This is a genomic window from Allobosea sp. BE125 (assembly GCF_031456075.1).
GTDB lineage: Bacteria > Pseudomonadota > Alphaproteobacteria > Rhizobiales > Beijerinckiaceae > Allobosea.
The window spans coordinates 867,630-894,402 of record NZ_JAVDTY010000001.1 but is presented as its reverse complement, the minus strand read 5'-3'; the positions used below and the strand labels follow the sequence as shown (position 1 = coordinate 894,402).

The following is a 26,773-nucleotide window of genomic DNA, read 5'->3' as shown; positions in this document are numbered from 1 at the left end:
AAACAAAAACCCCGCCTCTCGGCGGGGTCCCCGTCGACCTGTCGTGTACATCCGACGATCAGGCCAAGGGCGTTTTGGCATCCGTTCATGACCGCCCTATGACGAGCGGAACGGGCCACCACATCTCAGGCCGGGATGCGTTCCTCGACGTCCATCGGCTCGCGCAGCACATAGCCGCGGCCCCAGACGGTCTCGATGTAGTTCTTGCCGTCCGACGCATTGGCGAGCTTCTTGCGCAGCTTGCAGATAAACACGTCGATGATCTTGAGTTCGGGCTCGTCCATGCCGCCATAGAGATGGTTGAGGAACATCTCCTTGGTCAGCGTCGTGCCCTTGCGGAGCGAGAGCAGCTCCAGCATCTGGTATTCCTTGCCGGTGAGGTGGACGCGCGCGGCGTCGACTTCCACGGTCTTGGTGTCGAGATTGACCACGAGGTCGCCCGTCGTGATGACCGACTGGGCATGGCCCTTCGAGCGGCGCACGATGGCATGGATCCGGGCGACGAGCTCGTCCTTGTGGAAGGGCTTGGTCAGATAGTCGTCGGCGCCGAAGCCGAGACCCTTCACCTTGTCCTCGATGCCGGCGAGGCCGGACAGAATCAGGATCGGCGTCTTCACCTTGGCGACACGCAGCGAGCGCAGAACCTCGTATCCCGACATGTCGGGCAGGTTCAGGTCGAGCAGGATGATGTCGTAGTCGTAGAGTTTGCCGAGATCGACGCCTTCCTCACCGAGATCGGTGGTGTAGACGTTGAAGCTCTCCGATTTGAGCATCAGCTCGATGCTTTGAGCGGTTGCGCTATCGTCCTCGATCAGCAGAACCCGCATGTCACGTCCCCAATTCCGCCCGCAGGCAAGCTGATCGTTCTTCTCATCCGGGCCCCCGCGGCTCAGGACGATGACGTGCTTGCCTGATGAAACGCCACGCGACACGCTACGGAGAAATGGTTAACAAACCGTGATTCCCGAGCGCAAGCGCTTCTTGGGAGAAAGTGAACGATCCTTGTCGAGGTGAGTCGAATTTGACACGGATCGTGGAGCCTTCACCCGCGAAATCGCCTTTCGCGGAGACCAGCGTCGTGGAACAGGGCTGAAAGGCCCTGCGAAACGCCGCAGCCTCGAAACACAGTGTTAATCACACAGGTAAATGAAAGGTTGACGGAAGCAGTTATGAACAGCGCTTCGCGCGGCCCCGACCGACTTTCCAACCTCGCTGCCGCCATTGGCGGCCTCGACAGCATCACGGTCTACGGCCGTGTCACCGCGGTCCGGGGGCTGCTCGTCGAAATTTCGGGGCCGATCGGCGCGATGAGCCTGGGCGGCCGCGTCCAGATCGAGATCGCGCCGGGCGTCCGCGTACCCTGCGAGGTCATCGGCTTCTCCGGGGAGAAGGCGCTCGTGATGCCTTATGGCGGGCTTGACGGCGTGCGACGCGGCTGCCCCGCCTATGTCGACAAGGCCCAGCCCGGCATCAAACCAACCTCCGCCTGGCTCGGTCGCGTCGTCGATGCGCTCGGCCGCCCCGTCGATGGCGGCCCGCCCTTGCCCGAAGGCGAAACGCTCTGCACCTTCCGCAACGATCCGCCGCCCGCTCATTCCAGGCGCCGCGTCGGCAAGCCGCTCGATCTCGGCGTGCGCGCGCTCAACGCCTTCCTGACCTGCTGCCTCGGCCAACGCATGGGCATCTTCGCCGGCTCGGGCGTCGGCAAGTCGGTGCTGCTCTCGATGCTGGCGCGCTACGCCCGGGCCGACGTCAACATCATCGGCCTCGTCGGCGAGCGCGGCCGCGAAGTGCAGGAGTTCCTGCAGGACGATCTCGGCCCCTCCGGTCTCGCGCGCTCGGTCGTGGTCGTCGCGACCTCGGACGAGCCCGCCCTGATGCGCAAGCAGGCGGCCATGACCACGCTGACGCTCGCCGAATATTTCCGCGATCAGGGCAAGCAGGTGATGTGCCTGATGGATTCGGTCACGCGCTTCGCCATGGCGATGCGCGAGATCGGCCTCGCTGCGGGGGAACCGCCCACGACCAAGGGCTATACGCCGACCGTCTTCGCCGAACTGCCGCGCCTGCTTGAGCGCGCCGGGCCGGGCATCGGGGACGGCGCCATCACCGGCCTGTTCACCGTCCTCGTCGATGGCGGCGACCATGACGAGCCGGTGGCTGACGCGGTGCGCGGCATCCTCGACGGTCATATCGTAATGGAGCGCTCGATCGCCGAGCGCGGGCGCTATCCGGCGATCAACATCCTGAAATCGGTCTCGCGCACCATGCCACGCTCCTGCGACCCGGCTTTCTATCCGGTGGTGCAGAAAGCGCGCGCGACGCTCGCGACCTATGCCGACATGGAGGAGCTGATTCGGCTCGGCGCCTATCGCCAGGGCGCATCAGCCGAAGTCGACGAGGCGATCCGCCTCAACCCGGCGCTGGAGGGCTTCCTCAAGCAGGCCAAGGACGAAGCGACCTCCCTGCCCGAATGCTACGCCATGCTGTCGGCGATCATGAACGGTTGAGGCACGGGCGACGGCCGAGCTTGCGACGCGCGGGCAGTCTGGGGAGGGGATCGGCCCTCCGCTTGCTGAATCCACGCGAATGGAAGTTCACTGCTACCTATCCGCCATGACTGGAGCCAGCCGATGATAGCGACCATCCTGATCTGCCTCGTCGCGCTGATCCATGCCTATATCGTCTTGCTCGAAATGGTGTGGTGGGACACCCCGCGCGGCCGCAAGGCGTTCGGCACCACGGCGGAGTTCTCGGCCCAGAGCAAGACGCTCGCCGCCAATCAGGGTCTCTACAACGGTTTCCTGGTCGCTGGACTGGTCTGGGGCCTGTGGCTCGGCGAGGCTGGTTTCGCGATCAAGACCTTCTTTCTCGCCTGCGTGATCGTCGCGGGCCTCTATGGCGCGGCGACAGCGAGCCGCAAGATCCTCTACATCCAGGCCGCCCCCGCCGCCCTGGCCCTGCTGGCGCTGCTGATCAGGATCTGAAGCCGCCTCCAGAGTGTTTTCGAGCGAGGTGGACACCGGTTCGCGTGAAGAAAACGCGTTAAAACAAAGAGCAGGAGTTGTTGAACGATCCAATTGGATCGGAAACGGCTCTAGGCACCTCTCAGCAGGCGCACCAGCCGCAGCATCGCCAGGAAGCCGACGAGCTGGATCGCCGCCGAGGCGACCAGCGTGGCGCGGTTACCCATGCTCTCGATCATCACCGCAAACAGCAGGGGCGCCACGGCGAAGGCGATGTTCTGCGGCACCGCGAGCTTGCCCAGCATCGCACCGAAACCCTGGCGGCCGAAGAGCGCCAGCGGCAGCGTGGCGCGTGCGACGGAGATCACCCCCATCGCCGCGCTGAAGCAGACCACGAAGGTAACGGCGGTCATCGCTGAGCCCGGCGCGAACACCATGATCAGGCAGGCGAGCGGCCCCAGCGCAAGCCCACCCAACGCCACGCGCTCGACCGGAAAACGCTCGCCCGCGACCGCATCGACCAGACGCGCCAAAAGCGTCGCCGGGCCGCCCAGAGAGGCGATGCCGACCGCGCTCGCCTGGCTCAGGCCCGAGCTTTGCAGCAAAGCTATGAGGTTCAGGGGCAAGCCCCAGGAGACGAGCCCGCTTGCGGAAAAGATCAAGGCGAGCAGCCAGAAGGTCGCCCGGCGCTGCGCCGGAGGGGCGCTGCCCACATCATCGGCCTTTGCCGGCCCGGCCACCGCCTCCGCGGCCGGCGAGCGATGATAGGCCGGGATGGCGAAATGGATCGGCAGCACGATGACGATCTGCATCGCCGCGAAGATCAGCCAGGCGACGCGCCAGCCATAAGCCTGCGACAGGAAGGCGGCGAGCGGCCAGAACACGCTCGAGGAGAACCCGGTCACCAGCATCATCAGGCCGAGCGCCCGGCGCGTGCGCTCGCCCATGATCTGGGCCACCGTGACGTTGCCGGTATTGGCCAGCGTCATCGCATGGCCGATGCCGATGACGAACCAGCTCGCGAGATAGCTGACCGGCCCCTGCGCCAGGGCGAGCGCCGCCAGGCCGAGCCCGCAGATCACCGCGCCGACGCACATCGAGCGGCGCGTGCCATGCATATCGAGATGCTTGCCCAGGGCCGGCGCCGCGAATGCCCCGGTGAGCAACAGGATGGTGATGCCGCTGAAGACGAGCTCGGGCCCGAGCCCCATTTCACGATCGAGATAGCCCGCCAGCACGGACGGCGCGTAATAGGTCGAGCCCCAGCCGATGATGCGGGTCAGCGCCAGGCCGCAGAGCAGCGGTGTATGCCCGGACAGGCGCGAAGGGGCAGACGGGAAAGGGGCGGGCAAGAAGGCGTTTCCGTCGACGGCGGGAGCAGCGCCCCACTCTGTTGCGGAAGCCTTAGCTGAAGCATGTCAGGAGCGGCAGGGGCCGCAACGCGATCTCAACATGCACGCAAAGCAACCGATTTCGGTAAGGAACGGTCAACCTCCTTGCCCCATTGTGCTTTTTGTCTCGCGGATAGAGTTCCGGTTGCGTGTCGAGGGGTCGGCGCGCGACCAAGTGTAATCAGGAGTTGGACACGACATGAAGTCGCGAGAGACCCTTTTGCGTCTCAAACGCTTCCAGGTGGACGAAAAGCGCCGCCGGGTTAGCCAGATTGAGATGATGATCGCCGAGTTTCATCGGATGGCGACCGATCTGGATCGCGAGATCCAGAGCGAGGAAACCCGGGCCGGAATTTCCGATCCGGCGCATTTCGCCTACCCGACCTATGCCAAAGCGGCTCTCGGCCGTCGCGACAACCTGCGTCAGTCGGCCGACAACCTGAAGGGTCAGCTCGACGAGGCCAAGGCCGAATTGCAGGAAGCCTTCGAGGACATGAAGAAGGTCGAGATTCTCGACGATCGCGAACGTGCCACCGAGCGCGCCGCCGAGGCCGCCCGCGATCAGGCGATGATGGACTCGATCGGACTGCGCGCCCGCGCCGGCGCCTAGAGCAATTTCCGATCGGGTTGGATCGTTCAATTGATCTAGGACTTTATTTCAACGCGTTTTCTTCACGCGAACCGGTAGCCACTTCGCTCGAAAACACTCTCGGCGAAGCCCGCAACGATCAGCCCTCATTCCGGCGAGAGGTGAGCATGGCTCGCTCTCGCCGGAATGAGGGCTTCATTCGTTTCAGGCGATGACCGGATGATGCGGCACGCTATCGCGCCGCATATGGCCGTGCAGCCGCGGATCGTCATCGACCTCGACGCTGCGCTTGAACACGGTGAAGCCGGAGCGCTGATAGAACTCCGGCGCACCCTGGTGGTCCAGCGTGCAGGTGTGCACCCAGAAGCGGCCGATCGGCTTTGCCCAGGCCTTGGCGAGGGCGCGGTTCATCAACCAGCGCCCCGCGCCGCGCCCGATCACGCTCTCATCGAGGCCAAAAAAGGCGAGTTCGCCTTCGCCCGGCACGCGGAAATCCAGTTCGAGCAAGCCGACATCGCGGCCTTCATACCGGACGGCGAAAAACTCCACTGCTGGATCGGCCAGGATCGCCTGGAGCTCCGCCACCGGCTTGACCAGCCGGCTGAACCACATCCAGCGCTCGCCCAGGACGCGGTAGATCGCGAGATAGCGGGCGACATCCTCGCGCCCGATCGAATCAAGCGCGAACCCCGCCATGCCGGGCGGGTCGGAGCGTGGCGGCGGGGCCTCGAACATTTCGAGCGAGGTGACGATGGCGGCGATCTTGCCCGGCGGCAGGTCGGTGATGCCGGTCAGGCTGATGGAGAGGCTTTCGGACATGCTGGCTTCTTGATGCGACGAGGCGGGATGGGCAATGCCGCGATCATGACATGATCGCGGCGGCAGGGTCGGAGGATTTCGCCCACGACACAAGCGCCATCCCCATGATCGGCACATGAGGCGGCCGCAAGAGCAGGATGCGAAAAAGCGGGAAACGGTTTTCGCGATTGATCCTGCTCTAACTCCTTGATGAGAGACGGATTCAGATTTCAGATGGGATCACTTCGTGATTCCATCTGAAATCATCCGGCTCTAGCGCCCAGCCCGCTCCCAAAGAGCCATCCAGCCATGCGCCGCTTGCCCTCGCGCGCGACCGCTGGCAGAGAAGATGCAAGCCTCCGGCTCGCGTGTTTCCCGCATGTGCGAGCAATGGCGTATCTATGGCTTTTCGTCTCCTCGCAGCTGCGGGTCCCATGAAAAAGTATCTCGACTATCTCTGGCCGATCATCGGGCTTGTCGCGGTCGTCTGGTCGGTCGACCTGCTCTGGGAGAAGCTCAAGACCGAGGCTGGCACCGACGCCGCGATCCAGGCCCTGCTGGAGCAAGGCAACCTCTGGGACAACATCAAGATCGTCGCGATCCGCATCGGCCAGAAGATCGGGCTGATCTCGCCCGACGCCTTCCTGCATGCCGCGCTCGCCACCCTTGTCGCCTATGCCGCGCTTGCCTGGTACGACCGCATCGCGCTCATCCATATCGGCAAGGAGAAAGGCATCTCCTGGCCCTATATCTCGCTGTGTTCCTTCGTCACCTACGCGCTGTCCCACAATATCGGCGCGTCGGTCTTCTCCGGCGGCATGGTGCGGTTCCGGGCCTATACGGCCAAGGGGCTGACGGCCGCCGACGTCGCGGTGCTGGTGGCGTTGTGCTCCTTCACCTTCGCGTTCGGCACGATCCTGCTGCTCGGGCTCGTCCTGGTGGTCGAGCCGGAGATCCTGCGCCCCCTGACGCGGCTCTCGACGCGCTTCGCGATCGGCGATCAGACGGCACGATTGATCGGCTTCGGCATGCTCGGCTTCGTCGTGCTCTACACGATCGGCTCCTGGCTGAAGTTCAAGCCGTTCAAGATCGGCAAGTTCGAATTGATCTATCCGCGCCTGCCGATCGTCGCGCGCCAATATCTGGCGGCGCCGCTGGAGCTCGCAGGTGCCGCCGGCATCATCTATTTCGCCCTGCCCGACCAGGGCAATCCGGGCTTCATGATCGTGCTGGGCGCCTTCCTGCTGTCCTTCTCCGCCGGGCTGCTGAGCCAGGTGCCGGGCGGCGTCGGCGTGATGGAGGCGGTCTTCCTTGCCGTGATGCCTGGCGTGCCGGCGCCGGCCGTCTTCGCCGCGCTTTTGATCTGGCGGCTGTTCTACCTCATTCTGCCGCTGGTCGTGTCGCTGCCTGTGGTGCTCGCCTTCGAGCGCTCCCAGCTCAAGAAACACAAGCTGGCGGTCGCGGTCGCGCAGGCCGACGCCAAGGCCAGGAGCGCCGACCCGCCGATCGTTTGAAGACCGGCTCGGGCTATTTCCTGAGCGCGATCGCCGCCGCGCCGAACATCACGAGCGCGCCGACCGCCTCAGGCCATCCGAAGGGCTCGCCCAGCGCGGCCACGCCGGCGCCGACCGCGATGACCGGGCTGACGAAGGCGAAGAGCCCGGCGTAAAATGCGCCCCAATCGCGCAGCAGCCTCAGAAAGATGGTGAAGCCGATCAGCGAGCCGACGATGACGACGAAGGCGAGCGCCGGCGCCGTCGGCCATTCCACGAGCGCGCGCAGATGCACGCCGCCGACAGGCTCGAGCGCGAGCGAGAGCAAAATCAACCCGAGCGCGCCAATCGCGGTCTGCCAGCCCGCCAGCGTCAGGGTCGGCATCGTGCCCGCGATCTTGCGGCTCAGCACCGCCCCGACGCAGTGGCAGAACGTGCCCAGCGCAATCGCCGCCAGGCCCCAGAATTCCAGCCCATCGCCCTTCGCCGCCCTCAAGCCTCCCAATACCCGCGTCGCGAACAGGAAGCCGAGCCCGATCGCCCCGAGCGCGACCGCCGCGATGCGACGCCCGCTGATGGGCTGCCCCTCGATCACGCGGCTCGCCAGCACCGTATAGATCGGGATCGTCGCCATATTGATGATCGCCGCGAGCCCCGAGGGCGCATGCCCCATGCCCCAGAACAGCAAGGCGTAATTGCAGCTATTGACCAGCAGCGCCGTGCCGATGAGCCGCAGCCATGCCTGCACCGGCACCTTGAACGCGTCACGCCCGGCCCAGGCGAGCAGCAGAAGCCCGGCAAGACTGAAGCGTGCCGCCGCCAGGAAGATCGGCGGCACATGCGCCACGGCGACCTTGACCGGCAGGAAGGTCAGCCCCCAGGCGAGGCACATCGCGACGAAGAGAAGAACGTTGAGGGATAGGTATGGATGCCTGGCCACGCGGCTCCGCGCCTCGGCCGAGGCCGGCGCGACGAGGGCCTCGGCACCGCTGCGCAGATCTGTCATAGGAAACGCTGCAGGAAGACGAGATCGAGCCAGCGCTCGAACTTGCGCCCAACCTCGTTGAAGCGCCCCGCCTGGGTGAAGCCGAGGCGCTCATGCATCCGCAGCGACGCTTCGTTCGCCGCATCGATGCCCGCGATCATCACATGCTTGTCGAGCCCGGCGGCATAGGGGAACAGCGCCGAGACCAGCTCCTTGCCAAGCCCCCTGCCCTGCCTGTCGGCGCGGATATGGACACTGTGCTCGACGGTGTGGCGATAGCCCGGCCAGGCCCGGAAATCGCCGAAGGTCGCGTAGCCGACCGCTTCGCCACCTTCATCGGCGACCAGCACCGGATAGCCCTGCTCCGTCCGCGCCGCGAACCAAGCCTGCCGATCCGCCAGGGTCGCCGGCGTCTCCGTGTAGACGGCGGCCGAGGTCGCGATCACGGCGTTGTAGATCGCCAGGATCGCCGGCAGGTCGGCCGCAAGAGCCGGTCGGATGTTCATGCTCGGGCTCTCGATTGTCCACTATAGAGTACGATATACTATTATAGTGAACGATCAGGCGTCAAGCTGGCGAGGCGCGTGCGGCCGGGATGTGAGTTGCAGGAAGGACCCCGAGTGGCGTCAGGCGACAGAGCCGTGTCGCCGACAGCCGTCTCAGACGCTGCCGACCGTCTTCAGCCTGACCCGAGGATGGATCTCGGCCTGCGAGAGTACCGGCGTCTCCCTGCGGAAGCGCTCGATGATCTGGCGCGCGAAGGGCCGCGCCAGTCCGGAGGTGACGAGTGCCGGCATCTCGCCGATGCGCGCCGCCTCCTCGAACTTGTCGCGGACATGGCGCACGAATTCCTGCAGCCGCGAGGGCTGCATGGCGAGATGGCGCTCCTCGCCCTGGCCGATGATCGATTCGGCGAAGATGCTCTCCCAGGCCGAGGAGAGCGTGATGATCGGCAGATTGCCCTGGCCGTTGGAGAACTGCGCGCAGATCTGACGGGCAAGGCGCGTGCGGACATGCTCGGCGATGTCGCGCGGATTCTTGATGCTGCCGGCGACCTCCGCGATGCCCTCGATGATGGTGGCGAGATCGCGGATCGAGACGCGTTCCGCCAGGAGCAATTGCAGCACGCGCTGGATGCCCGTGGTCGAGATCTGGCTCGGCACGATCTCCTTGAGCAGGTCGGCATGGTCTTTCTGCAGCTCGCGCAGCAGCTTCTGCACCTCGCCATGCGAAAGCAGCTCGGGCATGTTCGATTTCAGCACCTCGGTGAGATGCGTCGAGATCACGGTCGCGGCGTCCACCACGGTGAAGCCGCGCAATTGCGCCTCATCCTGCAAGGCGGCGTCGATCCAGGTCGCGGGCAGGCCGAAGGTCGGCTCCAGGACATTATGGCCGGGCAGGTTCACCGCGCCACCCATCGGGTCCATGGCCATGTACTGGCCGGCATAGACGATACCGTGCCCGGCATCGATCTCCTTGATCTTGATGTAGTAGTAGTTGGCCTCGAGCTGGACGTTGTCGACGATGCGCACCGCCGGCATGACGAAGCCGAGCTCGGCCGCGAGCTGGCGCCGCAGCGCGCGCACCTGGTCCGTCAGCCTGTCCTGCCCACCCGCCGCATTGACCAGCGGCAGCAGGCCGTAGCCGATCTCGATCTTGAGCTCATCGAGCTTGAGCAGGTCGTTGAGCGTCTCCTCCTTCGGCGTGCCGTCGGCGGAGAGCGGCGAGGCGGCAGCAGCCACGACAGCCTCCTCAGTCTCCTTGGCCTTGGCGATTTTGCCAAAATGCCGGGCGAGCCACGCAGAGCCGCCCGCCAGCACAAGAAAAGGCAGCATCGGAATGCCGGGCAGGATGGCGATCAGCAGCATCACCGCCGCCGACATGCCGAGCGCCTTGGGGTAGCCCGAGAGCTGCTTGCCGAGCGCCTTGTCGGCCGCGCCGCGCACGCCCGATTTGGAGACCAGAAGGCCCGCCGCAGTCGAGACGATCAATGCCGGGATCTGGCTGACCAGCCCGTCGCCGACCGTCAGCATCGTGTAGTTGTGCGCCGCAGCGCCAAAACTCATACCCTGCTGCGCCACGCCGATGATGATGCCGCCGAGCACGTTGATGAAGGTGATCAGCAGCGCCGCGATGGCGTCACCGCGCACGAATTTGGAGGCACCGTCCATCGAGCCGAAGAAGTTTGCCTCGTCCTCCAGCGCCTTGCGCCGGACTTTCGCGACCTCCTGATCGATCAGTCCGGCCGAGAGATCGGCATCGATCGCCATCTGCTTGCCCGGCATGGCGTCGAGCGCGAAGCGCGCCGCGACCTCGGCGATACGCCCAGAACCCTTGGTGATGACGACGAAGTTGACGATGATCAGGATGGTGAAGACGATCACCCCGATCACGAAATTGCCGCTCATCACGAAATTGGCGAAAGCCTCGATGACATGGCCCGCCGCCGAGCCGCCCTCATGCCCATGCGCCAGGATCAGGCGCGTCGAGGCGAGGTTGAGCGCCAATCGGAACATGGTGACGATCAGCAGAACTGTCGGGAAGGCCGAGAATTCCAGCGGCTCCTCGATGAAGAGCGCCGTCATCAAGACCAGCACCGACAGGATGATCGAGAGCGCCAGCAAAAGGTCGAGCAGGAGCGCCGGCAGCGGGAAGATGAGCACCACCAGGATGCCCATGACGCCGATCGCCAGGAACAGGTCTGGCCGGTTGAGGAGCTTCCCCATCGCGCCGCGGCTCGGCATGTTGAAGCCGCCGCCCTGGCCTGCCGTCACATCGGTCATCGACCAACCCACTCCCGTCGCCACGGCGAACCCGTCCGCATGCGGACATACGCCCCGACAGAGGCATAACCCGGCAATTCTTGCCGGGTACATGGTGAACGAGTGGTTAAGACGGCTGGAAAAACTGCCCCGGGAACCTTTCCCTGAACAGGTCGTTATCAAACTGCCGCGTTATCGCCGCATTGCGCCGCGTAACTTGCCGCGGGTCGACAAAACTGGTTTTGCAAGACCGCACATATTGGAGGAAGACTTGGATAGACGTTCCTTTGTGATGAGCATTTTCGGCGGCCTGGCTGCCGCGAGCCTGGGCGGCACCGTGATTGCGCAGGCCGCTTCGCGCAAGCCGGAGATTGTCCCGGCCGTGCCGGCGACCGATGAGATCGACGTCGCAAGCAAGACTGCGCTCGACAGCACCGAGGCTGAATTCACCCAGTATGTCCGGCGTCCTCGTCCGCACCGGCCCTTCGTCCCGCGTCATCGTCGCCCGGTCATCGTGCGCCGGCCCGTCATCGTCCGGCGCCCGCATCGCGTCATCCGCCGGCGCCCGATCTACGTGCGCTGACGTCAGCGCCCGAACCAACGAGGCGGCGCCCGCAAGGCGCCGCCTTTTTCATACGCAGGCCGTTCGACCGATAGCGGCCTCGCGACAATCGGGAGGACGCCGGCATGGCAGCGCCGGACACGGCTTTGGGGCCGACGATCTCGACCGATATCCCGGCCCGGCTCGACCGCCTGCCCTGGTCGCGGTTCCATACGCTGGTGGTGGTGGCGCTTGGCGTCACCTGGATCCTTGACGGGCTCGAGGTCACGCTCGCCGGTTCGGTCTCCGGCGCGCTGAAGCAAAGCCCGACGCTGCGCTTCAGCAACACCGAGATCGGCATCGCCGGGGCGGCCTATCTTGCAGGCGCAGTCCTCGGCGCGCTCCTCTTCGGCTGGCTGACCGACCGGCTCGGTCGCAAACGGCTCTTCACGATCACGCTCCTGGTCTATCTCGTCGCCACGGCCGCGACCGCCTTCTCCTGGAACTTTGCCAGCTTCATCATCTTCCGCTTCTTCACGGGCATGGGCATCGGCGGCGAATATACAGCCATCAATTCGACCATCCAGGAACTCGTTCCCGCGCGGATGCGCGGCTGGGTCGATCTCGTGATCAACGGTTCGTTCTGGATCGGCGCGGCGCTCGGCGCGGTCGGCGCGATTGTCCTGCTCGATCCTGCGATCATCGATCCCGAACTGGGCTGGCGGCTCGCCTTCTTCATCGGCGCGGCTCTCGGCCTCGTCATCCTCGTCCTCAGGCAATGGATACCGGAGAGCCCACGTTGGCTGATCAGCCATGGCCGCCCGAATGAGGCCGCCACGATCGTCACCGGGATCGAACGCCGCGCCGGGGTTTCCTACAGTGCCGACGAGGCCCTGCCGAAGATCCACCTGCGTCCGCGCGCTGCGACCCCGCTTCGGGAGGTCTTCCACGCGCTGTTCGTCATGCACCGGCAGCGGGCGCTGGTGGGGCTGGCGCTGATGGCCGCACAGGCATTCTTCTACAATGCGATCTTCTTCACCTATGCGCTGATCCTGACGGATTTCTACGCGGTGCCCTCGCAGGCGATCGGCTGGTTCATCCTGCCCTTCGCGGCGGGCAACGTGCTCGGGCCGATCATCCTGGGCCGCCTCTTCGACACCCTCGGGCGGCGGCGGATGATCGCCTTCACCTATGCGATGTCGGGCCTGCTGCTGGCTGCGACGGGTTATCTGTTCTGGCGCGACCTCGTCAGCGCAGCGCAATTGACGGTTTGCTGGAGCATCGTCTTCTTCTTCGCCTCCACCGCCGCGAGCTCTGCCTATCTCACCGTCAGCGAGACCTTCCCGGTCGAGATGCGCGCCTTGGCGATCGCCGCCTTCTATGCCGTGGGCACCGGTATCGGCGGCGTCGCTGGCCCCTGGCTGTTCGGCGCGCTGATCGACACCGGCTCGCGCCTGAGCGTCTTCGGCGGCTACCTGTTCGGCGCCGCCCTGATGCTGACCGCGGCCCTGATCGCTGCGCTCTTCGCCGTCCGCGCCGAGCGCCGATCGCTCGAGGACATCACCCGGCCGCTCAATGCCGTCGATCAGCCCGCTTCCGAGCGGCTTTAGGCATGATCAGAGAAATTTGAGGAATAGGAACACAGACCACGAAAATGCGTTATCTTTCAGTCCCGATTGCGCGCTGTGATGCGGGCACGAATAGGGAATGGAAAACCAGTCTTCGGAGGATGTCGTGGATAGACGCTCATTCATCATGACGCTGATCGGCGGGATGGCCGCGGCCAGTCTCGGCGGTATGGCTGTCGCGGAAGCCGCTCAGCCCAAGCCCGCACCAATGCCGGAACCACAGCCGGCCAAGGCCGACGACCAGATCGCCGCTGAGGTCAAGGACGGCCTGGACAAGACCGACGTCGAGTTCAGCCAGTATTATTACTACCGCCGACCGCGCTATTATGCCCGTCCGCGGTACTATTATCGCCCGCGCTATTACCGTAGGCCGCGCTATTATCGCCGCTATCGCCGCTGGTGACCTGACGGGAGCGGGTCAGGCTGCGCTGATGCGCGCCTGACCCGGCTCCGCGACAGCGATGCCGGCCGCCCCGTATTCGCTCAGCTTGTTGCGCAGCGTCCGGATCGAGATCCCCAAAATCTTGGCTGCATGCGTGCGGTTGCCGAGGCAATGATCCAGCGTGTCGAGAATGAGTTCGCGCTCGACATCGGCGACCGTGTGACCGACGAGCGAGCGCGTCACCGCCTCCGCCGTCTGCGCCGCGCGCGCCGCCGGATCCCTGCCGCTGGCAGGGCCTAGCGTCTCGCCTTCCGGCGTCATCACGGCTTCGGTGCCGATTTCGGGTCCCTGCGCCAGCAGCACGGCGCGATGGATCGTATTCTCCAGTTCGCGCACATTGCCCCGCCATGAATTGGTCAGCAGGAGCTTGCGCGCATCGCTCGCCAGCGGCCGTAGCGGCAGACCGTTGATCTCGGCATATTTCTTGGTGAAATGGTCGGCGAGCGCGAGGATATCGGCCGGCCGCTCGCGTAGTGCCGGAAGGCGTAGATGCACCACGTTCAGCCGGTAGAACAGGTCCTCGCGGAACGAACCTTCGCGGACAGCATCGCCCAGATTGCGGTTCGAGGTCGCGATGATGCGGAGATCGACCCTGACCGGCTGCGTGCCGCCGACACGGTCGATCATGCGCTCCTGCAAGGCGCGCAGCAGCTTGGCCTGCAGCCGCACGTCCATCTCGGAAATTTCATCGAGCAGCAGCGTGCCGCCACTCGCTTCCTCGAACTTGCCGATGCGTCGCGCCACCGCGCCGGTGAAGGCGCCCTTCTCATGCCCGAACAGCTCCGATTCGAGCAGGTTGTCGGGAATGGCAGCGCAGTTCACGGCCACGAAGGGCTTGTCCTTGCGCAGCGACTTCTGGTGCAGATGGCGCGCGATCACCTCCTTGCCGGTGCCGCTTTCGCCGGTGACCAGCACAGGGGCATCCGAGCGGGCGATCTGGGCCGCAAGCTGGACGACGCGCTCCATCGCCGGATCGCGCCAGATCAGGCTCGACTGATCGGCCGCAACAGCCTCCAGCACGGCAGCGATCAGTTCGGGATCGGGCGGCAGCGGCACATATTCGCGTGCCCCGGCCTGGATCGCGGCGACGGCGGCGCGCGCATCAGTCGAGGTACCGCAGGCGACGATCGGCGTGCGGATGCGCTCGGCCTCGAGCGCCGCGACATATTTCGCGATCGGCTGAGCGACGTCGATCATCAGCAGATCCGCGCCCTTGGCGCGCAGCACGGCGAGCGTCTGGTCGAGGCTCTCCGTATGCGTGACGCTCGCGCCATGCGCGATCGCGATCCGGGCGGCCGCGATGATCTGCCCCTTGAGACCGCCGACGATGATGAGGCGCATGGCTCAGGCCTTTCCGTATGAGAGCGTGATGGGGCGGCCGGTCTTCACCGGTCGGCCTTGATGATTTCGGTCATGGTGACGCCGAGCCGGTCCTCGACCACGACGACCTCCCCGCGCGCGACCAGCCGCTCGTTGACGAAGATGTCGATGGCCTCGCCGACGCGCCGGTCGAGTTCGAGCACAGCGCCGGGCACGATCTGCAGCAGGTCGCCGACCGCGATCCGCGACGAGCCGAGCACCGCCGAGACCGTGACCGGCACGTCGAAGACCTGCTCCAGATCCTCGGCGGTCTTGACCGGTACCGGCCCCGAGCGCGCCACCGAGGGCGCGTCGTGATCGAAGGAGAGATCGGCCGGGTTCAGTGGTGGCAGGTTCAAGTCGTTGCCTTGGCTCATCTTGGTGTCCTCACTCGGCAAGGCTGCGCGGACCGGCATGGCCGAAAACGCCCGTCACAGCCTGCTCGACCAGTTGCGACAGACGCTGCGCGTCAATCACGAAGCCGCCATCGGCCCATTCGATGCGCCCGTCGCCGGGAGCGATCTCCGGCTCGCCGAGCACGACGAGACGCCCGGCAAAGCCGCTCTCCCGCGCCAGACGAGCGATCAATGCTTCCACGGCCTCCGCCGCGCCCTCGTTCACCCGCAAGACGAGGTGCGGCGCCAGCCGCGCATGCGAAAGGCATTCGCGTACGGCGTGCTCGATCTCGGCCAACGGCTTCTCGGCAAGCGCCGCGCCCGCCAGCGCCTTGGCCGTGGCGATGGCGATATGGGCGGCCTGCGCCTCGATCGCGGCGGTCCGGGCGTCCTCCTGGGCGAGCAGGCGCTCGGCCGTGCGGGCGAGCTGGGCGACCATGCCGTTGAGCTGTCCCTCGGCGTCGCGTCGCGCCTGGGCCTCGCCCGCGCGAAACGCCTCGGATTTCGCCGCGGCGAGATCGGCCTCGCCGGCGGCACGCCGGCCGCCCTCGCGGAAATCGGTGCCGAATGTGAATTTCGTGGCGGTGCGCATCGTCAATAGACCAGTTCGTCTTCGGAATTGCCCTTGGACAGGACGATCTCGCCCTTGTCGGCGAGCTCCTTGGTCAAGGCCACCATCTTGGCCTGCGCCTCGTCGACCTCCTTGAGGCGCAAGGGGCCAAGGCCCTGCATGTCGTCCTGCATGTTCTTGGTGGCGCGCTGCGACATCGCGCTGAAGAAGAAGTTGCGCATGTCTTCGCTCGCGCCCTTGAGCGCCCGCGCAAGCGTGTCCTTGTCGACCTGCCGCATCAGCGTCTGCAGCCCGGCAGGGTCGAGCTTGCCGAGATCCTCGAAGGTGAACATCAGCGCCCGGATGCGGGCGGCCGATTCCTGGTTGGAATCGTCGAGCGCCGCGAGGAAGCGAATCTCGGTCTGGCGGTCGAAGCCGTTGAAGATCTCCGCCATCATCTCATGCGGGTCGCGCCGACGGGTTTGCGTCAAGGTCGAGACGAATTCGGTGCGCAGCGTATTCTCGATATGGTCGAGCGCCTCCTTCTGCACCGATTCCATGCGCAGCATGCGGCTGACGACGTCGATCGAGAGCTCGTTGGGCAGGTTGCGCAAAACATTGGCGGCGTGGTCCGCCCTGATCTTCGAAAGTATGACCGCGATCGTCTGCGGATATTCGTTCTTGAGGAAGTTCGCCAGCACGACCGCATCGATATTGCCGAGCTTCTGCCACATGTTGCGGCCGGCCGGCCCGCGGATCTCCTCCATGATCAGGGCGACCTGATCGCTCGGCAGGATCTTCTCCAAGAGCGAGATCGTCCGGTCGAACGAGCCAGTGACCGCGCCCGCACTCGACAGCCGGCCGACGAAGTCCAGCATCAGCCGTTCGACCTCGTCGGCGTCGACCGTCCCGAGCTCGGCCATGGCGCGGGTGATGATGCGGATCTCCTCATCATCGAACTCCTGCCAGATCGTGCGGCCATGATCCTCCCCGAGCACGAGCAGGATCACCGCGGCGCGCTGCGGTCCGTTCATCTCCGCGATCGTGGTCACGCCGCCGCTATAGCTACCGGCTTCGCTATCCCGGCTGCTGGAGTTGCGCGTGGCGATGGAACGTTCAGCGGCCATGGCTCAAAGTCCCGTCATGCCGCGGACTTTTCGTGAATCCAGCCGCGTAGCACCGCGACCGAATCGGCGGGGTTCTGCGCCACCAGCGCGCCGATCTTCTCGACGGACTGGGCCTTGAGCTGCCCCTTGATCTGCGCGACCGCGAGCATGCGCTCGGACGGCGCCTCGACATCCATCTCGCGCGAGCCGTCCGGTCCCGTCACGGAGCGCGGGCTCGCAGGGTCGCCGGTGCCGTCGGATTGGACCAGGGCGAAGCCCTCGCGCATGAAACTCGGGATCGGCCGCATGCCCGGCTCGGGCGCAAGGGCCTGCTTCAGCAGCGGCCGCACCACCACCATCAGCACGATCAGCGTCAGCAGCGAGATGACGCCGAGTTCGGCAAAGCGGATCAGGTCCTCCTTGGTGAAGGAGAGCAGCTGCTGCATCAGGGATTGTTCGGGCAGCTCGACGATCGCCTGCGGCGCTTCGGCGAAGCGCAGATTGACGACCTCGACCTTGTCGCCGCGCGCCTCGTCATAGCCCATCGCCATGCGCACCAGCTGGCCGATCCGGTCCAGCTCCTCGCTGCTGCGCGGCTGGTAGGCGACTTCGGTGCCGTTGCGGGTGTAGTTTCCATCGACCAGCACCGCGACCGAGAGCCGCTTGACGCGCCCGCCCTCCAGCACCTCGGTGCGAGTCGTGCGCGAGATTTCGTAATTGACCACTTCCTCGTTCTTCGAGGAGGCGTCCTTCTGATTCTGCGGGGTGCCCTGCCCCGCCTGCGCTCCGGGCAGTTCGTTGCCGACCGTGACCGCCCCGTTCGCGCCATCGGTCGTCGTCGCATTCTCCGTGCGGTTCTGGCTGGAGCGGATGACCTTGCTTTCCGGGTCATAGGTCTCCGAGCGGCTCTCGATGCGGTTGGCGTCGAGGGTCGCCGAGACCTGGACCCGCGCCCGCCCCTGCCCGACGACGCTGGCGACGATATCCTCCACCTGCGTCTTGACCCGCTTCTCGATCCCCATCTGCCGCTCGTCGATGCCGAGCCCGACAAGCCCTTGCTCGCCCTGGGCGCCGTCGGCCAGAAGCCTGCCGCGCTCATCGACGATCGAGACGCGCTCGGGCTTGAGCCCGTCAACGGCCGAGGAGACGAGATGGCGCACGGCGCGCACCTGCGCCGCGTCGAGTTCGCCGGCAAGCTTGAGCACGATCGAGGCACGCGGCGGTTCGCGATCGCGCTCGAACAGGCGCTTCTCCGGGATGACGAGATGCACGCGCGCCGCCTGGACGCGGCTGATCGAGCGGATGGTGCGCGAGAGTTCCCCCTCCAGCGCGCGCAGATGGTTGATGTTCTGGACGAAGCTGGTCGAGGAGAAGGCGTCGCCCTTGTCGAAGATCTCGTAGCCGACGCCGCCGCCGGACGGGATGCCCTTGCTGGCGAGGTCGAGCCGCAGCCGCGGCACATCGGCCTTGGCGACGAGTACGGTCTGCCCGTCGCCGCGCAGCTCGTATTTGATGCCGCGCGTATCGAGATCCTTCAGGATCGCACTGACATCCTGGTTCGAAAGGTCGGAAAACAGCACGCTCATCGCCGGCTGCGACATCCTCAGCATGACGAAGCCGAAGAAGCCCACAAGGCCAAGCGTCACCGCTAGCATCGCCGCCAGGCGCGCCGCTCCGAATTTCGTAAACTGACCGACGATGCCGTTCACGCAGCCATCCGTTCCACAAAACCGACATCGCCGCACACGAGGCACGACGCACTAGGCAAGTTTTTCCCAGTGCATGGTTAGCGCCGGGTTAACGAATGGTGGATTGATGGCGATAGCCACCGAAAATGCGAAAGGCGCCGGTCCGATCGAACCGACGCCTTGGTAATGGACCGGGCAATGGACCGGAAAAAGCGATCCTATTGGCGGTAGTGCTGGATGCGGGTCGTCCGCAGGCCGGCGAGGCCGTGCTGATCGATCGACATCTGCCAGCTCAGGAATTCATCGACGGTCAGCGTATAGCGCTGACAGGCTTCCTCAAGGCTGAGAAGGCCGCCGCGGACGGCGGCAACCACCTCGGCCTTACGCCGGATCACCCAGCGGCGCGTATTCATGGGCGGCAGATCGGCGATCGTCAGCGGACTTCCGTCCGGTCCGATCACGTACTTCACCCGCGGTCGCAAAGGCTCGGTCATGGTACACTCACACAACTCAACAGACCTACTTCTGCTGAGCATAGGCGTCCGGCTTTAAGATTTACCTAAAGCGAATCGGACGGCTTTCCCTATCTGCGCGCCGGACGCCATCAGCCCTTGATCACTTTCTTGACCTTGTCGATCGGGACGCTGATCGTGCCGATCTTGAGCATCGGCGCATCGCCGCTCAGATCGATGCTGTCGACGACGCCGATGATTTCGGTCTTGGCGACCACCGCCTGACCGGACACATCGGTGGCGTCGACGGTGATGGTGTAGTCGCCAGCGGGCGCTGTCCCACCGGTCGAGGTGCTGCCGTCCCATTGGACGGTCTGCTCGCCGGCGGCGAGGCTCGTCGTCAGGGTCCGGACCACCGAGCCGCTGGAATCCTTCACGGTGATGTTGGCGGTGCCGGCGCTCGCCATGTTCACCGACCAGTAGGCGGATCCATTCTTGAGCGGCGCCGTCGCGCCGTCGGCGGTAATCGTCGCGCCGATGAAGCCGACCGCATCCGTCGTCGTCGTCGCCTTGTTGAGCGTGAGCAGCGCGCTCAGCGTGTCGTTCATCTTGAGCTGCTGCTCGACGCCGGCGAACTGCACGAGCTGGGCGGTGAACTGGTTGGTGTCGAGCGGGTCGAGCGGGCTCTGGTTCTTGAGCTGCGTCGTCAGCAGCGACAGGAACTGGTCGAAATTCCCGGCGATCGCCGTCTGCGAACCGGACACTGTGCTGCTGCTCGTCGTCGTCGAGGAGGTGTTCTGGAACCCCGCGCCCGTCGTCGAGGAGGTGTTGGAAACGGCCATGGTGCTTCTCCTTGCCGTCAGATGCTGAGATCGACGCCGCCGAGCCTGACGAGGCGGCGGGTCTGGATTGGCTGGGCGGGCACGACGATGTCTTCGCCGGTCTCCATGGCGGTCGGCGTGCGGCGCGGCGCGTCGTCCTGCTGCCGGTTCTGCCGGAAGCCGGACTGGTCGGCGGGATCGCGCAAGCTGATCTCGACGCCCGCATCGGATGGCTTGAGACCGGCCTGCTCGAAGGCCCGTTCCAGCGTGCGCGAGTCGCGCTGGAGCATGTGCAGCGTCTCGACCCGGTCGACGACCAGCCTGGCGCTGACCTCGCCCTTGTCGGAGACCTCGAGCTTGACGTCGACGCGGCCGAGCTCCGCCGGATCAAGCCTGATGTCGAATGACCGCGAACCCGCCAGCGCCTTCATCCCGATCTCGATCGGAACCATGTGGAGCGGCGTCGTTTGCGTGGCCGCGGCAGGCTGGCCATGGGCCGTCGTGGCCTGCCCGGCGGCAGCCTGTTCCGGGGCGGTCAAGTCAGCGGCAGCGCCCGCCTTGCCGGCGCGCGGCTGCGCCAACGCGGAAAGATCGACCAGGTTCTGCGGCGTCTGCAGCAATTCGAGCGGCTTGAATTCAGCCTGCGGCGCGGTCGAAGACGCGGCTGGCTCCTCCTTGGCAGTCTTGGCCGCATGCGCGCTCTGCTGCCCGCCGACCGTTAGCTGCGCCTTGCCACCCGCGCCATCCGCGGGCCCCCCGGCATCAGCCCCCACACCGCCGATGGCGGCATCGCCTTGCAAGGAGGCGGCGACAGCGGGTTTCGGCGAGGCGAGCCCAGCCTTGGCGATCCCGGCAGCCAGGACGGCGCCCGCAGCGGGCGCAGCCGCTTCGGTTGCAGCAGCGGGCACGGCGCCTGGAACGATCGCGGCGGACAGATCGATGGTCGGCAGTGCCGGGACAATGATGCCTTCGACTGGCGTGGTGGGAAGCGCGGAGGGGTCCGCCGCCGGCGTCTCGGTCGCCTTGTCCTTGACGCCCTTGGCGTCCTTCTCCTTTACGGCTTCGCCACTCGCCGGCGCTTCGGCCTGCGTGGCGACGGCGATGCTGACGAGCGCGCCGATATCCTGCTGCACCGGGGGCGAGGCCGTGGCGGCCTGAGCGCCAGGCGTGGTCTCGCCCGGCTTGACGGCGATCAGCGTCTGCGTGACGCCATTCGTCTTTGCAGCGTCTGTCTTGGCAGCGTCTGGCTTTATAGCGTCCGTCTTGGCAGCATCCGTCTTGTCCACGCTCGCCTTGTCGTCAATCGCCTTGTCTTCGTTCGTCTTGGCAGCGTTCGTCTTGGCATCACTCGTCTTGGTATCGGGCCTTTGCGGCGACGATTGATCCTCGGCCTGCCCCCGCTCGGGTTTCGGGCGCGGCGCGGAAGCGTCCTGCGCGCGGGAGGCCGTCTCGCGAGGCGTATCGTCTGGCAGCGTGAACGCCTCAGCCGCGCGACCGGAATCCGGCTCTGCCGCGCGACGACGCACGGGAGCGGACTCGGTCAAGGCAGACGAAAGCGTGAGCGACTGAACAGACATCGGCGTTTCCGGACGCGGGCAACACAACACCCGCCCCTCCGGGGAGCAAGTCCCACGCCACGCAATGAACAATTTATATCAATGACTTAGCTGCATCGCACGATCAGCATGACGGCAAGAAGCGCCGGTCTTGCACCCCAGCCCGGCAGGATTTGCCGATCGCGTGCTGGCAGGCGCGCGTCAAAGCCGGTATAGAACCGCCGATCGCATCCGCCGCCGTCCCGGACCGGACCATCGCATGACCACGCCCCTCAACTCCCTTGACATCGCCAAGCCGCCTGCGGCCACGCGCGTCGTCGCGGCGATGTCCGGCGGCGTCGACTCCTCCGTCGTCGCCGCGCTGCTGAAGCGCGAGGGCTATGACGTCATCGGCGTGACGCTGCAGCTTTACGATCATGGCGCGGCCGTGCACCGCGCTGGCGCCTGCTGCGCCGGCCAGGACATCCACGACGCCCGCCGCGTCGCGGAGGCCATCGGCATCCCCCACTACGTGCTCGATTATGAGAGCCGTTTCCGTGACGCCGTGATCGAGCGCTTCGCCGAGAGCTATCTCGCCGGCGAGACCCCGATCCCTTGTGTCGAATGCAATCGCACGGTGAAGTTCCGCGACCTCCTGGGCCTGGCCCAGGAGCTGGGCGCCGATGCGCTGGCGACCGGCCATTATGTCGTCAGCCGCGACCTCGGCACCGGCCACCGTGGCCTGTTCCGCGCTGCCGACGCCGCGCGCGACCAGAGCTATTTCCTCTATGCGACGACGCAGGAGCAGCTCGATCTGCTGCGCTTCCCGCTCGGCAGCATCGACAAGGCGCAGACCCGCGCACTCGCCGCCGAACTCGGGCTCGGCATTGCCGACAAGCCCGACAGCCAGGACATCTGCTTCGTTCCCAATGGCCGCTATGCCGATGTGATCGAGAAGCTGAAGCCCGGCGCCTCGCGCCCCGGTGAGATCGTCCATCTCGACGGGCGCGTGCTCGGGCGCCATGACGGGGTGCTGCGCTACACCGTTGGACAGCGCAAGGGGCTCGGCCTCAGCGCGGCCGAGCCGCTCTATGTGCTGCGGCTCGATGCCGATCTCGCCCGTGTCATCGTCGGCCCGCGCGAGGCGCTTGGCGTGCGCGAGATCAGGCTGCGCGACGTCAACTGGCTCGGCGACCTCTCCCTGGATGCGCTCCCGGCCGAGGGGCTCGATGTCGCCGTGCGGGTGCGCTCGACCCGGGCACCGCGCGAAGCCCGCCTGATGCGCGATGAGGACGGCCTCAAGATCGAACTCGCCAGCGATGAAGAGGGCGTTTCGCCCGGCCAGGCTTGCGTCATCTACACCGATGCGTGCCCCGATGCGCGTGTGCTCGGCGGCGGCACGATCCTGCGGCCGCCGCTCGCTATGCTGGCGCCCGAGCCTGCGTTCGCCCTCGCGCAGCCCTGAGCCCGACGCCGCTCACCCCGGCTTTCCCTGCAACCTCAATCGCTGCGAGCCGCTCCATGTCGGTGACTCACCTCGAAGCCCAGAAGCGCGCCTACGCGGCCTGGGCCAGGTTCTACGACAAGATCTATCTGCGCATGCTGGCCCGCCCACAGCGCGAGGCCGTCGCGGCGGCCTGCGCCTGCGGCCCCGACATCCTGGAGATCGGCGTCGGCACCGGGCTGACCCTGCCCTATTTCACGCAAGGCACGCGCGTGCTCGGGGCCGATCTCTCGCTCGACATGCTCAAGGTCGCCAACCGCAAGGTCGCGAGCCAGAGGCTCGCCCATGTCCGCGGGCTGATGGTGATGGATGCCTGCCGCCTGGGTTTCGAGGCCGAGCGCTTCGACGCCGTGACCGCGCAATTCGTGATCACGCTGGTGCCCGACCCCGAGCAGGCCCTGGCCGAGATGGACCGCGTATTGAAGCCCGGCGGCGAGATCGTGATCTCAAGCCGCCTCGTCGACGATGGCGGCCTGCTCGCGCCATTCTGGGCTGCACTCGCTCCCCTCGCCAAGGCAATCGGCTGGAGCACGGATTTCAAGGTCAGCCGCCTGACCGACTGGGCGGAGCGCACTGGACGCTACGAGACCGTCCATGTCGGCCGGGGTTATTTCAAGGTCGTCCGCCTGCGCAAGACTGCGTCGAATCCACCCGCCACGACCTGATCTGATTCCGGCCCGGCAGGCGCCAAGCTTGCCGGGCCGGAAGACCTGCCGGGCCGAAGCCTGTTTCAGGAACGCCGGCCAGCCGGGCGCGGCGCCGGCTCGAAGTCGAAGCACCCCGCCTGCGCGAGGTCGCCACCCCGATCCGAGATGGCCTGGCAGGAGCGCAGGCGCGCGCACATGTCGGCCACCACCGTATAGCCGTTGCCGAACATGCCCGAGGGCTGCTTGTAGGCGCAGGCGGTCTCCCAGGCAGGTCGCTCGGCGGCAACGGCCGGAGCGCTCGCCATGGCGCCGAACGCCGCGACGCCGAGAGCGATGGCAGCCACGGTCTGGGCGATGCGCGGCCTGGCAATACGCAACCTGGCATGCGTCAAAAGGGACTGCGCAAACGAAACTGTGAAGGATGAAATCAGCGTTGCCATCAAAAGCGGCCTCCGAAATGACCGACTGCGCAGCGGTGCGATGGCGGCGATCATCGTCGGCCATTCCCGCAGCGGCCCCTGACGCCGGTCTGACTATCAGCTAAGCCGTCGCATCCGGGCTTCAAGGCTGCGCCAATGCAATGAGCGCATGGCAAACCTACAATACCCGCCGCAAAGAGCGTAACGCGCATGTCATATGATTGCATCCCACGCCGTCCGGAGGCTTGACGGCATCACCCTTCGCCCCCTATACGCGCCCTCACCAAGGCACGCCGTCAGCGGCGAGCCTTCGTCTCGGGGCGGGGTAGCTCAGCTGGTTAGAGCAGCGGAATCATAATCCGCGTGTCGGGGGTTCGAGTCCCTCTCCCGCTACCAACACATGCCGACATTGGCTGTGGACGTACGAATTGCCCATTTTCAAGGGGCTTTCGCTAACCGCGCAAGACCCTGAGTGTGCGCTCAGAGCGCTGGCATGCTTCGGGACGGCTGGTGTTCCTGTTGGCGTCGCAGCAACCAACGCAACAGCTGACTGACCCAGGTTGTGCGGCCGCAAAGACGGCGGCGATCGCTGCTTAAGCCGTCGGCGCGCGTTCGCTTGCCAAATCAAGGCGCCTAGCATCGAGACGGCACATCTCCTCGCCGGAGAAGGCGCGCGAGCGTGTCAGAAAGCGCTGCTCTGTGCCGTTCTCAAGCGAGAACATGCCACCCCGCCCCTTCACCACATCGATGATCAGCTGGGTATGCCGCCAGGCTGCGAATTGCGATCCGCTGATATAGACCGGGGCGCCGCCCACTTCTCCGAGCTTCACGTCATGATCGCAGACGATGAAGTCGTCCTGCGGGTAGCACATCGGCGAGGAGCCATCGCAGCAGCCGCCCGATTGGTGGAACAGCACAGGGCCGTGTTCCGCCTGCAGCCTGGAAATCAGGTCGAGCGCAGCGGGCGTAGCCAAGACTTGTTGGATGGCTTGCTCGCTCATGTCGAAGCGTCCTGCACCTGGAACCGCCGGCGGTATGCCCTTGCCGCCGACCTATCGCGATAGCCCGGCACGATGCGCGGCGACAAGCGCCTCGGATCGTGCCGGGAAGTGGCCCTGCTTCAGGCCTCGGGGAGGCCTCTCAGAAGAAGCCGAGCTTCTTGGGGGAATAGCTGACCAGCATGTTCTTGGTCTGCTGGTAGTGGTCGAGCATCATCTTGTGGTTCTCGCGGCCGATGCCGGACTGCTTGTAGCCGCCGAAGGCTGCATGGGCCGGATAGGCATGGTAACAATTGGTCCAGACCCGGCCAGCCTGAATGGCGCGACCGAAGCGATAGGCGCGACTGCCATCGCGCGTCCAGATGCCGGCGCCGAGCCCATAAAGCGTGTCGTTGGCGATCGCGAGCGCCTCCTCGTCATCCTTGAAGGTCGTCACCGAAACCACCGGCCCGAAGATCTCCTCCTGGAAGACCCGCATCTTGTTGTGGCCCTTCAGAACCGTCGGCTTGACGTAGAAGCCGCCAGCCAGATCGCCCGGCAGCGCGTTGCGTTCTCCACCCGTGAGCACCTGTGCGCCCTCCTGACGGCCGATGTCGAAGTAGCTCAGGATCTTCTCGAGCTGTTCCGACGAGGCCTGCGCGCCGATCATGGTGGAGGGATCCAGCGGGTCGCCCTGCTTGATCGCCTCGACGCGCTTCAACGCCTTTTCCATGAATCGGTCGTAGATGCTCTGATGGATCAGCGCGCGGCTGGGACAGGTGCAGACCTCGCCCTGGTTCAGCGCGAACATGACGAAGCCCTCGATCGCCTTGTCGAGGAAGTCGTCGTCCTCGACCGCGACGTCCTTGAAGAAGATGTTCGGAGACTTGCCGCCCAGCTCCAGCGTTACCGGGATCAGGTTCTGGCTGGCATACTGCATGATCAGCCGTCCGGTCGTGGTCTCGCCGGTGAAGGCGATCTTGGCGATGCGGTTTGACGAGGCCAGCGGCTTGCCTGCCTCCAGGCCGAAGCCGTTGACGATGTTGAGCACGCCCGGCGGCAGGATGTCGGCGATCAGCTCGGCGAAGATCAAGATCGAGGCAGGGGTCTGCTCGGCGGGCTTGAGCACGACGCAGTTACCGGCGGCAAGCGCGGGCGCCAGCTTCCACACCGCCATCAGGATCGGGAAGTTCCAGGGAATGATCTGGCCGACGACGCCTAGCGGCTCGTGGAAGTGATAGGCAACGGTGTCGTGGTCGATCTCGGAGAGGCTGCCTTCCTGCGCGCGGATTGCGCCGGCGAAGTAGCGGAAATGGTCGATCGCCAGCGGCATATCGGCAGCGGTCGTCTCACGGATCGGCTTGCCGTTGTCCCAGGTCTCGGCCTGCGCCAGGAGATCGAGGTTGTCCTCCATCACCTGCGCGATCTTGTTGAGGAGGAGAGCCCGTTCGGCGGCGCTGGTGCGGCCCCAGGCGTCCTTGGCGGCGTGCGCAGCATCCAGCGCCGCCTCGATGTCCTTGGCGTCAGAGCGTGCGATCTCGCAGAGTAGCCGGCCGTTCACCGGCGAGCTGTTCTCGAAATAGCGCCCCGAGATCGGCTCGACCCATTTGCCGTTGATGAAATTGCCGTAGCGTGCCTTGAACGGCGTCGCGGACGAGCGGATGAATTCTGGCTTGTTCATGGTGTCCTCCTTGGCGGCGCCTTGAGGCCGCGCCCTGAGCAGGA

General features: G+C 65.7%; 26 protein-coding genes and 1 tRNA gene. 10 read left to right on the top strand and 17 right to left on the bottom strand.

Going from position 1 to position 26,773, the window contains the following annotated elements:
• Positions 1-125: 125 nt before the first annotated feature.
• Positions 126-827: a response regulator transcription factor CtrA gene (gene ctrA, locus J2Y55_RS04180; RefSeq protein WP_069692841.1), complete on the bottom strand. Its 702-nt coding sequence runs from the start codon at positions 825-827 to the stop codon at positions 126-128.
• A 342-nt stretch (positions 828-1,169) separates the two neighbouring features.
• On the opposite strand from ctrA, the gene fliI reads away from it, so the two are divergent.
• A complete protein-coding gene (gene fliI, locus J2Y55_RS04175) occupies positions 1,170-2,510 on the top strand; it encodes a flagellar protein export ATPase FliI (RefSeq protein ID WP_310147925.1) in 1,341 nt (446 codons plus the stop codon).
• 123 nt (positions 2,511-2,633) lie between these two features.
• On the top strand, positions 2,634-2,987 hold the full coding sequence (locus tag J2Y55_RS04170; RefSeq protein WP_310147922.1) for a DUF1304 domain-containing protein: 354 nt from the start codon (positions 2,634-2,636) through the stop codon (positions 2,985-2,987).
• Positions 2,988-3,097: 110 nt separating this feature from the next.
• On the opposite strand, the gene J2Y55_RS04165 is transcribed toward J2Y55_RS04170, so the two are convergent.
• Complete coding sequence (locus J2Y55_RS04165) at positions 3,098-4,318, bottom strand: MFS transporter (protein ID WP_310147919.1); 1,221 nt, start codon at positions 4,316-4,318, stop codon at positions 3,098-3,100.
• Between the two features lie 238 nt (positions 4,319-4,556).
• On the opposite strand from J2Y55_RS04165, the gene fliJ reads away from it, so the two are divergent.
• Positions 4,557-4,967: a flagellar export protein FliJ gene (fliJ, locus tag J2Y55_RS04160; protein WP_092167381.1), complete on the top strand. Its 411-nt coding sequence runs from the start codon at positions 4,557-4,559 to the stop codon at positions 4,965-4,967.
• Between the two features lie 183 nt (positions 4,968-5,150).
• Here the strand turns inward: fliJ and J2Y55_RS04155 are convergent, their stop codons facing one another.
• Complete coding sequence (locus tag J2Y55_RS04155) at positions 5,151-5,765, bottom strand: GNAT family N-acetyltransferase (RefSeq protein WP_310147915.1); 615 nt, start codon at positions 5,763-5,765, stop codon at positions 5,151-5,153.
• A 413-nt stretch (positions 5,766-6,178) separates the two neighbouring features.
• Between J2Y55_RS04155 and J2Y55_RS04150 the strand changes: the two genes are divergently transcribed.
• A complete protein-coding gene (locus J2Y55_RS04150; RefSeq protein WP_310147912.1) occupies positions 6,179-7,258 on the top strand; it encodes a lysylphosphatidylglycerol synthase transmembrane domain-containing protein in 1,080 nt (359 codons plus the stop codon).
• Positions 7,259-7,271: 13 nt separating this feature from the next.
• Here J2Y55_RS04150 and J2Y55_RS04145 read toward each other — a convergent pair whose 3' ends face one another.
• The 3 genes from J2Y55_RS04145 to flhA all read right to left on the bottom strand — a co-directional run bounded on the left by J2Y55_RS04145 (position 7,272) and on the right by flhA (position 10,966).
• Positions 7,272-8,243, bottom strand: coding sequence for a DMT family transporter (locus J2Y55_RS04145; protein ID WP_310147909.1), 972 nt, complete (start codon positions 8,241-8,243; stop codon positions 7,272-7,274).
• On the bottom strand, positions 8,240-8,728 hold the full coding sequence (locus tag J2Y55_RS04140; protein WP_310147906.1) for a GNAT family N-acetyltransferase: 489 nt from the start codon (positions 8,726-8,728) through the stop codon (positions 8,240-8,242). Before J2Y55_RS04140 ends, J2Y55_RS04145 begins: the two co-directional genes overlap by 4 nt.
• Before the next feature lie 153 nt (positions 8,729-8,881).
• Entirely contained in the window at positions 8,882-10,966 is a 2,085-nt protein-coding gene (flhA, locus tag J2Y55_RS04135) for a flagellar biosynthesis protein FlhA (RefSeq protein WP_310148707.1), read from the bottom strand.
• Between the two features lie 133 nt (positions 10,967-11,099).
• Between flhA and J2Y55_RS04130 the strand changes: the two genes are divergently transcribed.
• From J2Y55_RS04130 to J2Y55_RS04120, 3 genes are all read left to right on the top strand, one after another.
• Complete coding sequence (locus J2Y55_RS04130) at positions 11,100-11,567, top strand: hypothetical protein (RefSeq protein ID WP_310147904.1); 468 nt, start codon at positions 11,100-11,102, stop codon at positions 11,565-11,567.
• A 104-nt stretch (positions 11,568-11,671) separates the two neighbouring features.
• Entirely contained in the window at positions 11,672-13,135 is a 1,464-nt protein-coding gene (locus J2Y55_RS04125) for an MFS transporter (RefSeq protein ID WP_310147900.1), read from the top strand.
• Positions 13,136-13,259: 124 nt separating this feature from the next.
• Positions 13,260-13,556: a hypothetical protein gene (locus tag J2Y55_RS04120; protein ID WP_310147897.1), complete on the top strand. Its 297-nt coding sequence runs from the start codon at positions 13,260-13,262 to the stop codon at positions 13,554-13,556.
• 15 nt (positions 13,557-13,571) lie between these two features.
• Here the strand turns inward: J2Y55_RS04120 and flbD are convergent, their stop codons facing one another.
• The 8 genes from flbD to J2Y55_RS04080 all read right to left on the bottom strand — a co-directional run bounded on the left by flbD (position 13,572) and on the right by J2Y55_RS04080 (position 21,543).
• The gene (flbD, locus tag J2Y55_RS04115) at positions 13,572-14,936 is read right to left on the bottom strand and encodes a sigma-54-dependent transcriptional regulator FlbD (RefSeq protein WP_310147894.1); all 1,365 of its coding nucleotides are present in this window, start codon (positions 14,934-14,936) and stop codon (positions 13,572-13,574) included.
• A 44-nt stretch (positions 14,937-14,980) separates the two neighbouring features.
• Complete coding sequence (gene fliN / locus J2Y55_RS04110; RefSeq protein ID WP_310147891.1) at positions 14,981-15,331, bottom strand: flagellar motor switch protein FliN; 351 nt, start codon at positions 15,329-15,331, stop codon at positions 14,981-14,983.
• A gap of 10 nt (positions 15,332-15,341) precedes the next feature.
• Positions 15,342-15,941 (bottom strand): FliH/SctL family protein, encoded by a 600-nt coding sequence (locus J2Y55_RS04105; RefSeq protein WP_310147888.1) that lies wholly within the window; start codon positions 15,939-15,941, stop codon positions 15,342-15,344.
• A gap of 2 nt (positions 15,942-15,943) precedes the next feature.
• Positions 15,944-17,026 (bottom strand): flagellar motor switch protein FliG, encoded by a 1,083-nt coding sequence (gene fliG, locus J2Y55_RS04100; RefSeq protein ID WP_404978806.1) that lies wholly within the window; start codon positions 17,024-17,026, stop codon positions 15,944-15,946.
• Between the two features lie 14 nt (positions 17,027-17,040).
• Positions 17,041-18,714, bottom strand: coding sequence for a flagellar basal-body MS-ring/collar protein FliF (fliF, locus tag J2Y55_RS04095; protein WP_404978805.1), 1,674 nt, complete (start codon positions 18,712-18,714; stop codon positions 17,041-17,043).
• A 197-nt stretch (positions 18,715-18,911) separates the two neighbouring features.
• Positions 18,912-19,187: a CtrA inhibitor SciP gene (gene sciP / locus J2Y55_RS04090; protein WP_038359348.1), complete on the bottom strand. Its 276-nt coding sequence runs from the start codon at positions 19,185-19,187 to the stop codon at positions 18,912-18,914.
• A 110-nt stretch (positions 19,188-19,297) separates the two neighbouring features.
• Complete coding sequence (locus J2Y55_RS04085; protein ID WP_310147885.1) at positions 19,298-19,987, bottom strand: flagellar hook assembly protein FlgD; 690 nt, start codon at positions 19,985-19,987, stop codon at positions 19,298-19,300.
• A 17-nt stretch (positions 19,988-20,004) separates the two neighbouring features.
• Positions 20,005-21,543: a flagellar hook-length control protein FliK gene (locus J2Y55_RS04080; RefSeq protein WP_310147882.1), complete on the bottom strand. Its 1,539-nt coding sequence runs from the start codon at positions 21,541-21,543 to the stop codon at positions 20,005-20,007.
• A 238-nt stretch (positions 21,544-21,781) separates the two neighbouring features.
• On the opposite strand from J2Y55_RS04080, the gene mnmA reads away from it, so the two are divergent.
• Positions 21,782-22,966, top strand: a complete 1,185-nt coding sequence (gene mnmA, locus J2Y55_RS04075) for a tRNA 2-thiouridine(34) synthase MnmA (RefSeq protein ID WP_310147880.1) — start codon at positions 21,782-21,784, stop codon at positions 22,964-22,966.
• A 56-nt stretch (positions 22,967-23,022) separates the two neighbouring features.
• Positions 23,023-23,670 carry a class I SAM-dependent methyltransferase gene (locus J2Y55_RS04070; RefSeq protein ID WP_310147878.1) on the top strand — a complete coding sequence of 216 codons (648 nt, stop codon included), beginning with the start codon at positions 23,023-23,025 and terminating at the stop codon, positions 23,668-23,670.
• 65 nt (positions 23,671-23,735) lie between these two features.
• Here J2Y55_RS04070 and J2Y55_RS04065 read toward each other — a convergent pair whose 3' ends face one another.
• Entirely contained in the window at positions 23,736-24,146 is a 411-nt protein-coding gene (locus J2Y55_RS04065; RefSeq protein ID WP_310147874.1) for a hypothetical protein, read from the bottom strand.
• Positions 24,147-24,390: 244 nt separating this feature from the next.
• Here J2Y55_RS04065 and J2Y55_RS04060 point away from each other — a divergent pair.
• Positions 24,391-24,467, top strand: a tRNA-Met gene (locus tag J2Y55_RS04060).
• A gap of 197 nt (positions 24,468-24,664) precedes the next feature.
• Here J2Y55_RS04060 and J2Y55_RS04055 read toward each other — a convergent pair.
• Together J2Y55_RS04055 and adh are read right to left on the bottom strand one after the other, a co-directional pair.
• On the bottom strand, positions 24,665-25,072 hold the full coding sequence (locus tag J2Y55_RS04055) for a DUF779 domain-containing protein (RefSeq protein WP_310147869.1): 408 nt from the start codon (positions 25,070-25,072) through the stop codon (positions 24,665-24,667).
• Positions 25,073-25,211: 139 nt separating this feature from the next.
• Entirely contained in the window at positions 25,212-26,729 is a 1,518-nt protein-coding gene (adh, locus tag J2Y55_RS04050) for an aldehyde dehydrogenase (protein WP_310147866.1), read from the bottom strand.
• Positions 26,730-26,773: the final 44 nt, after the last annotated feature.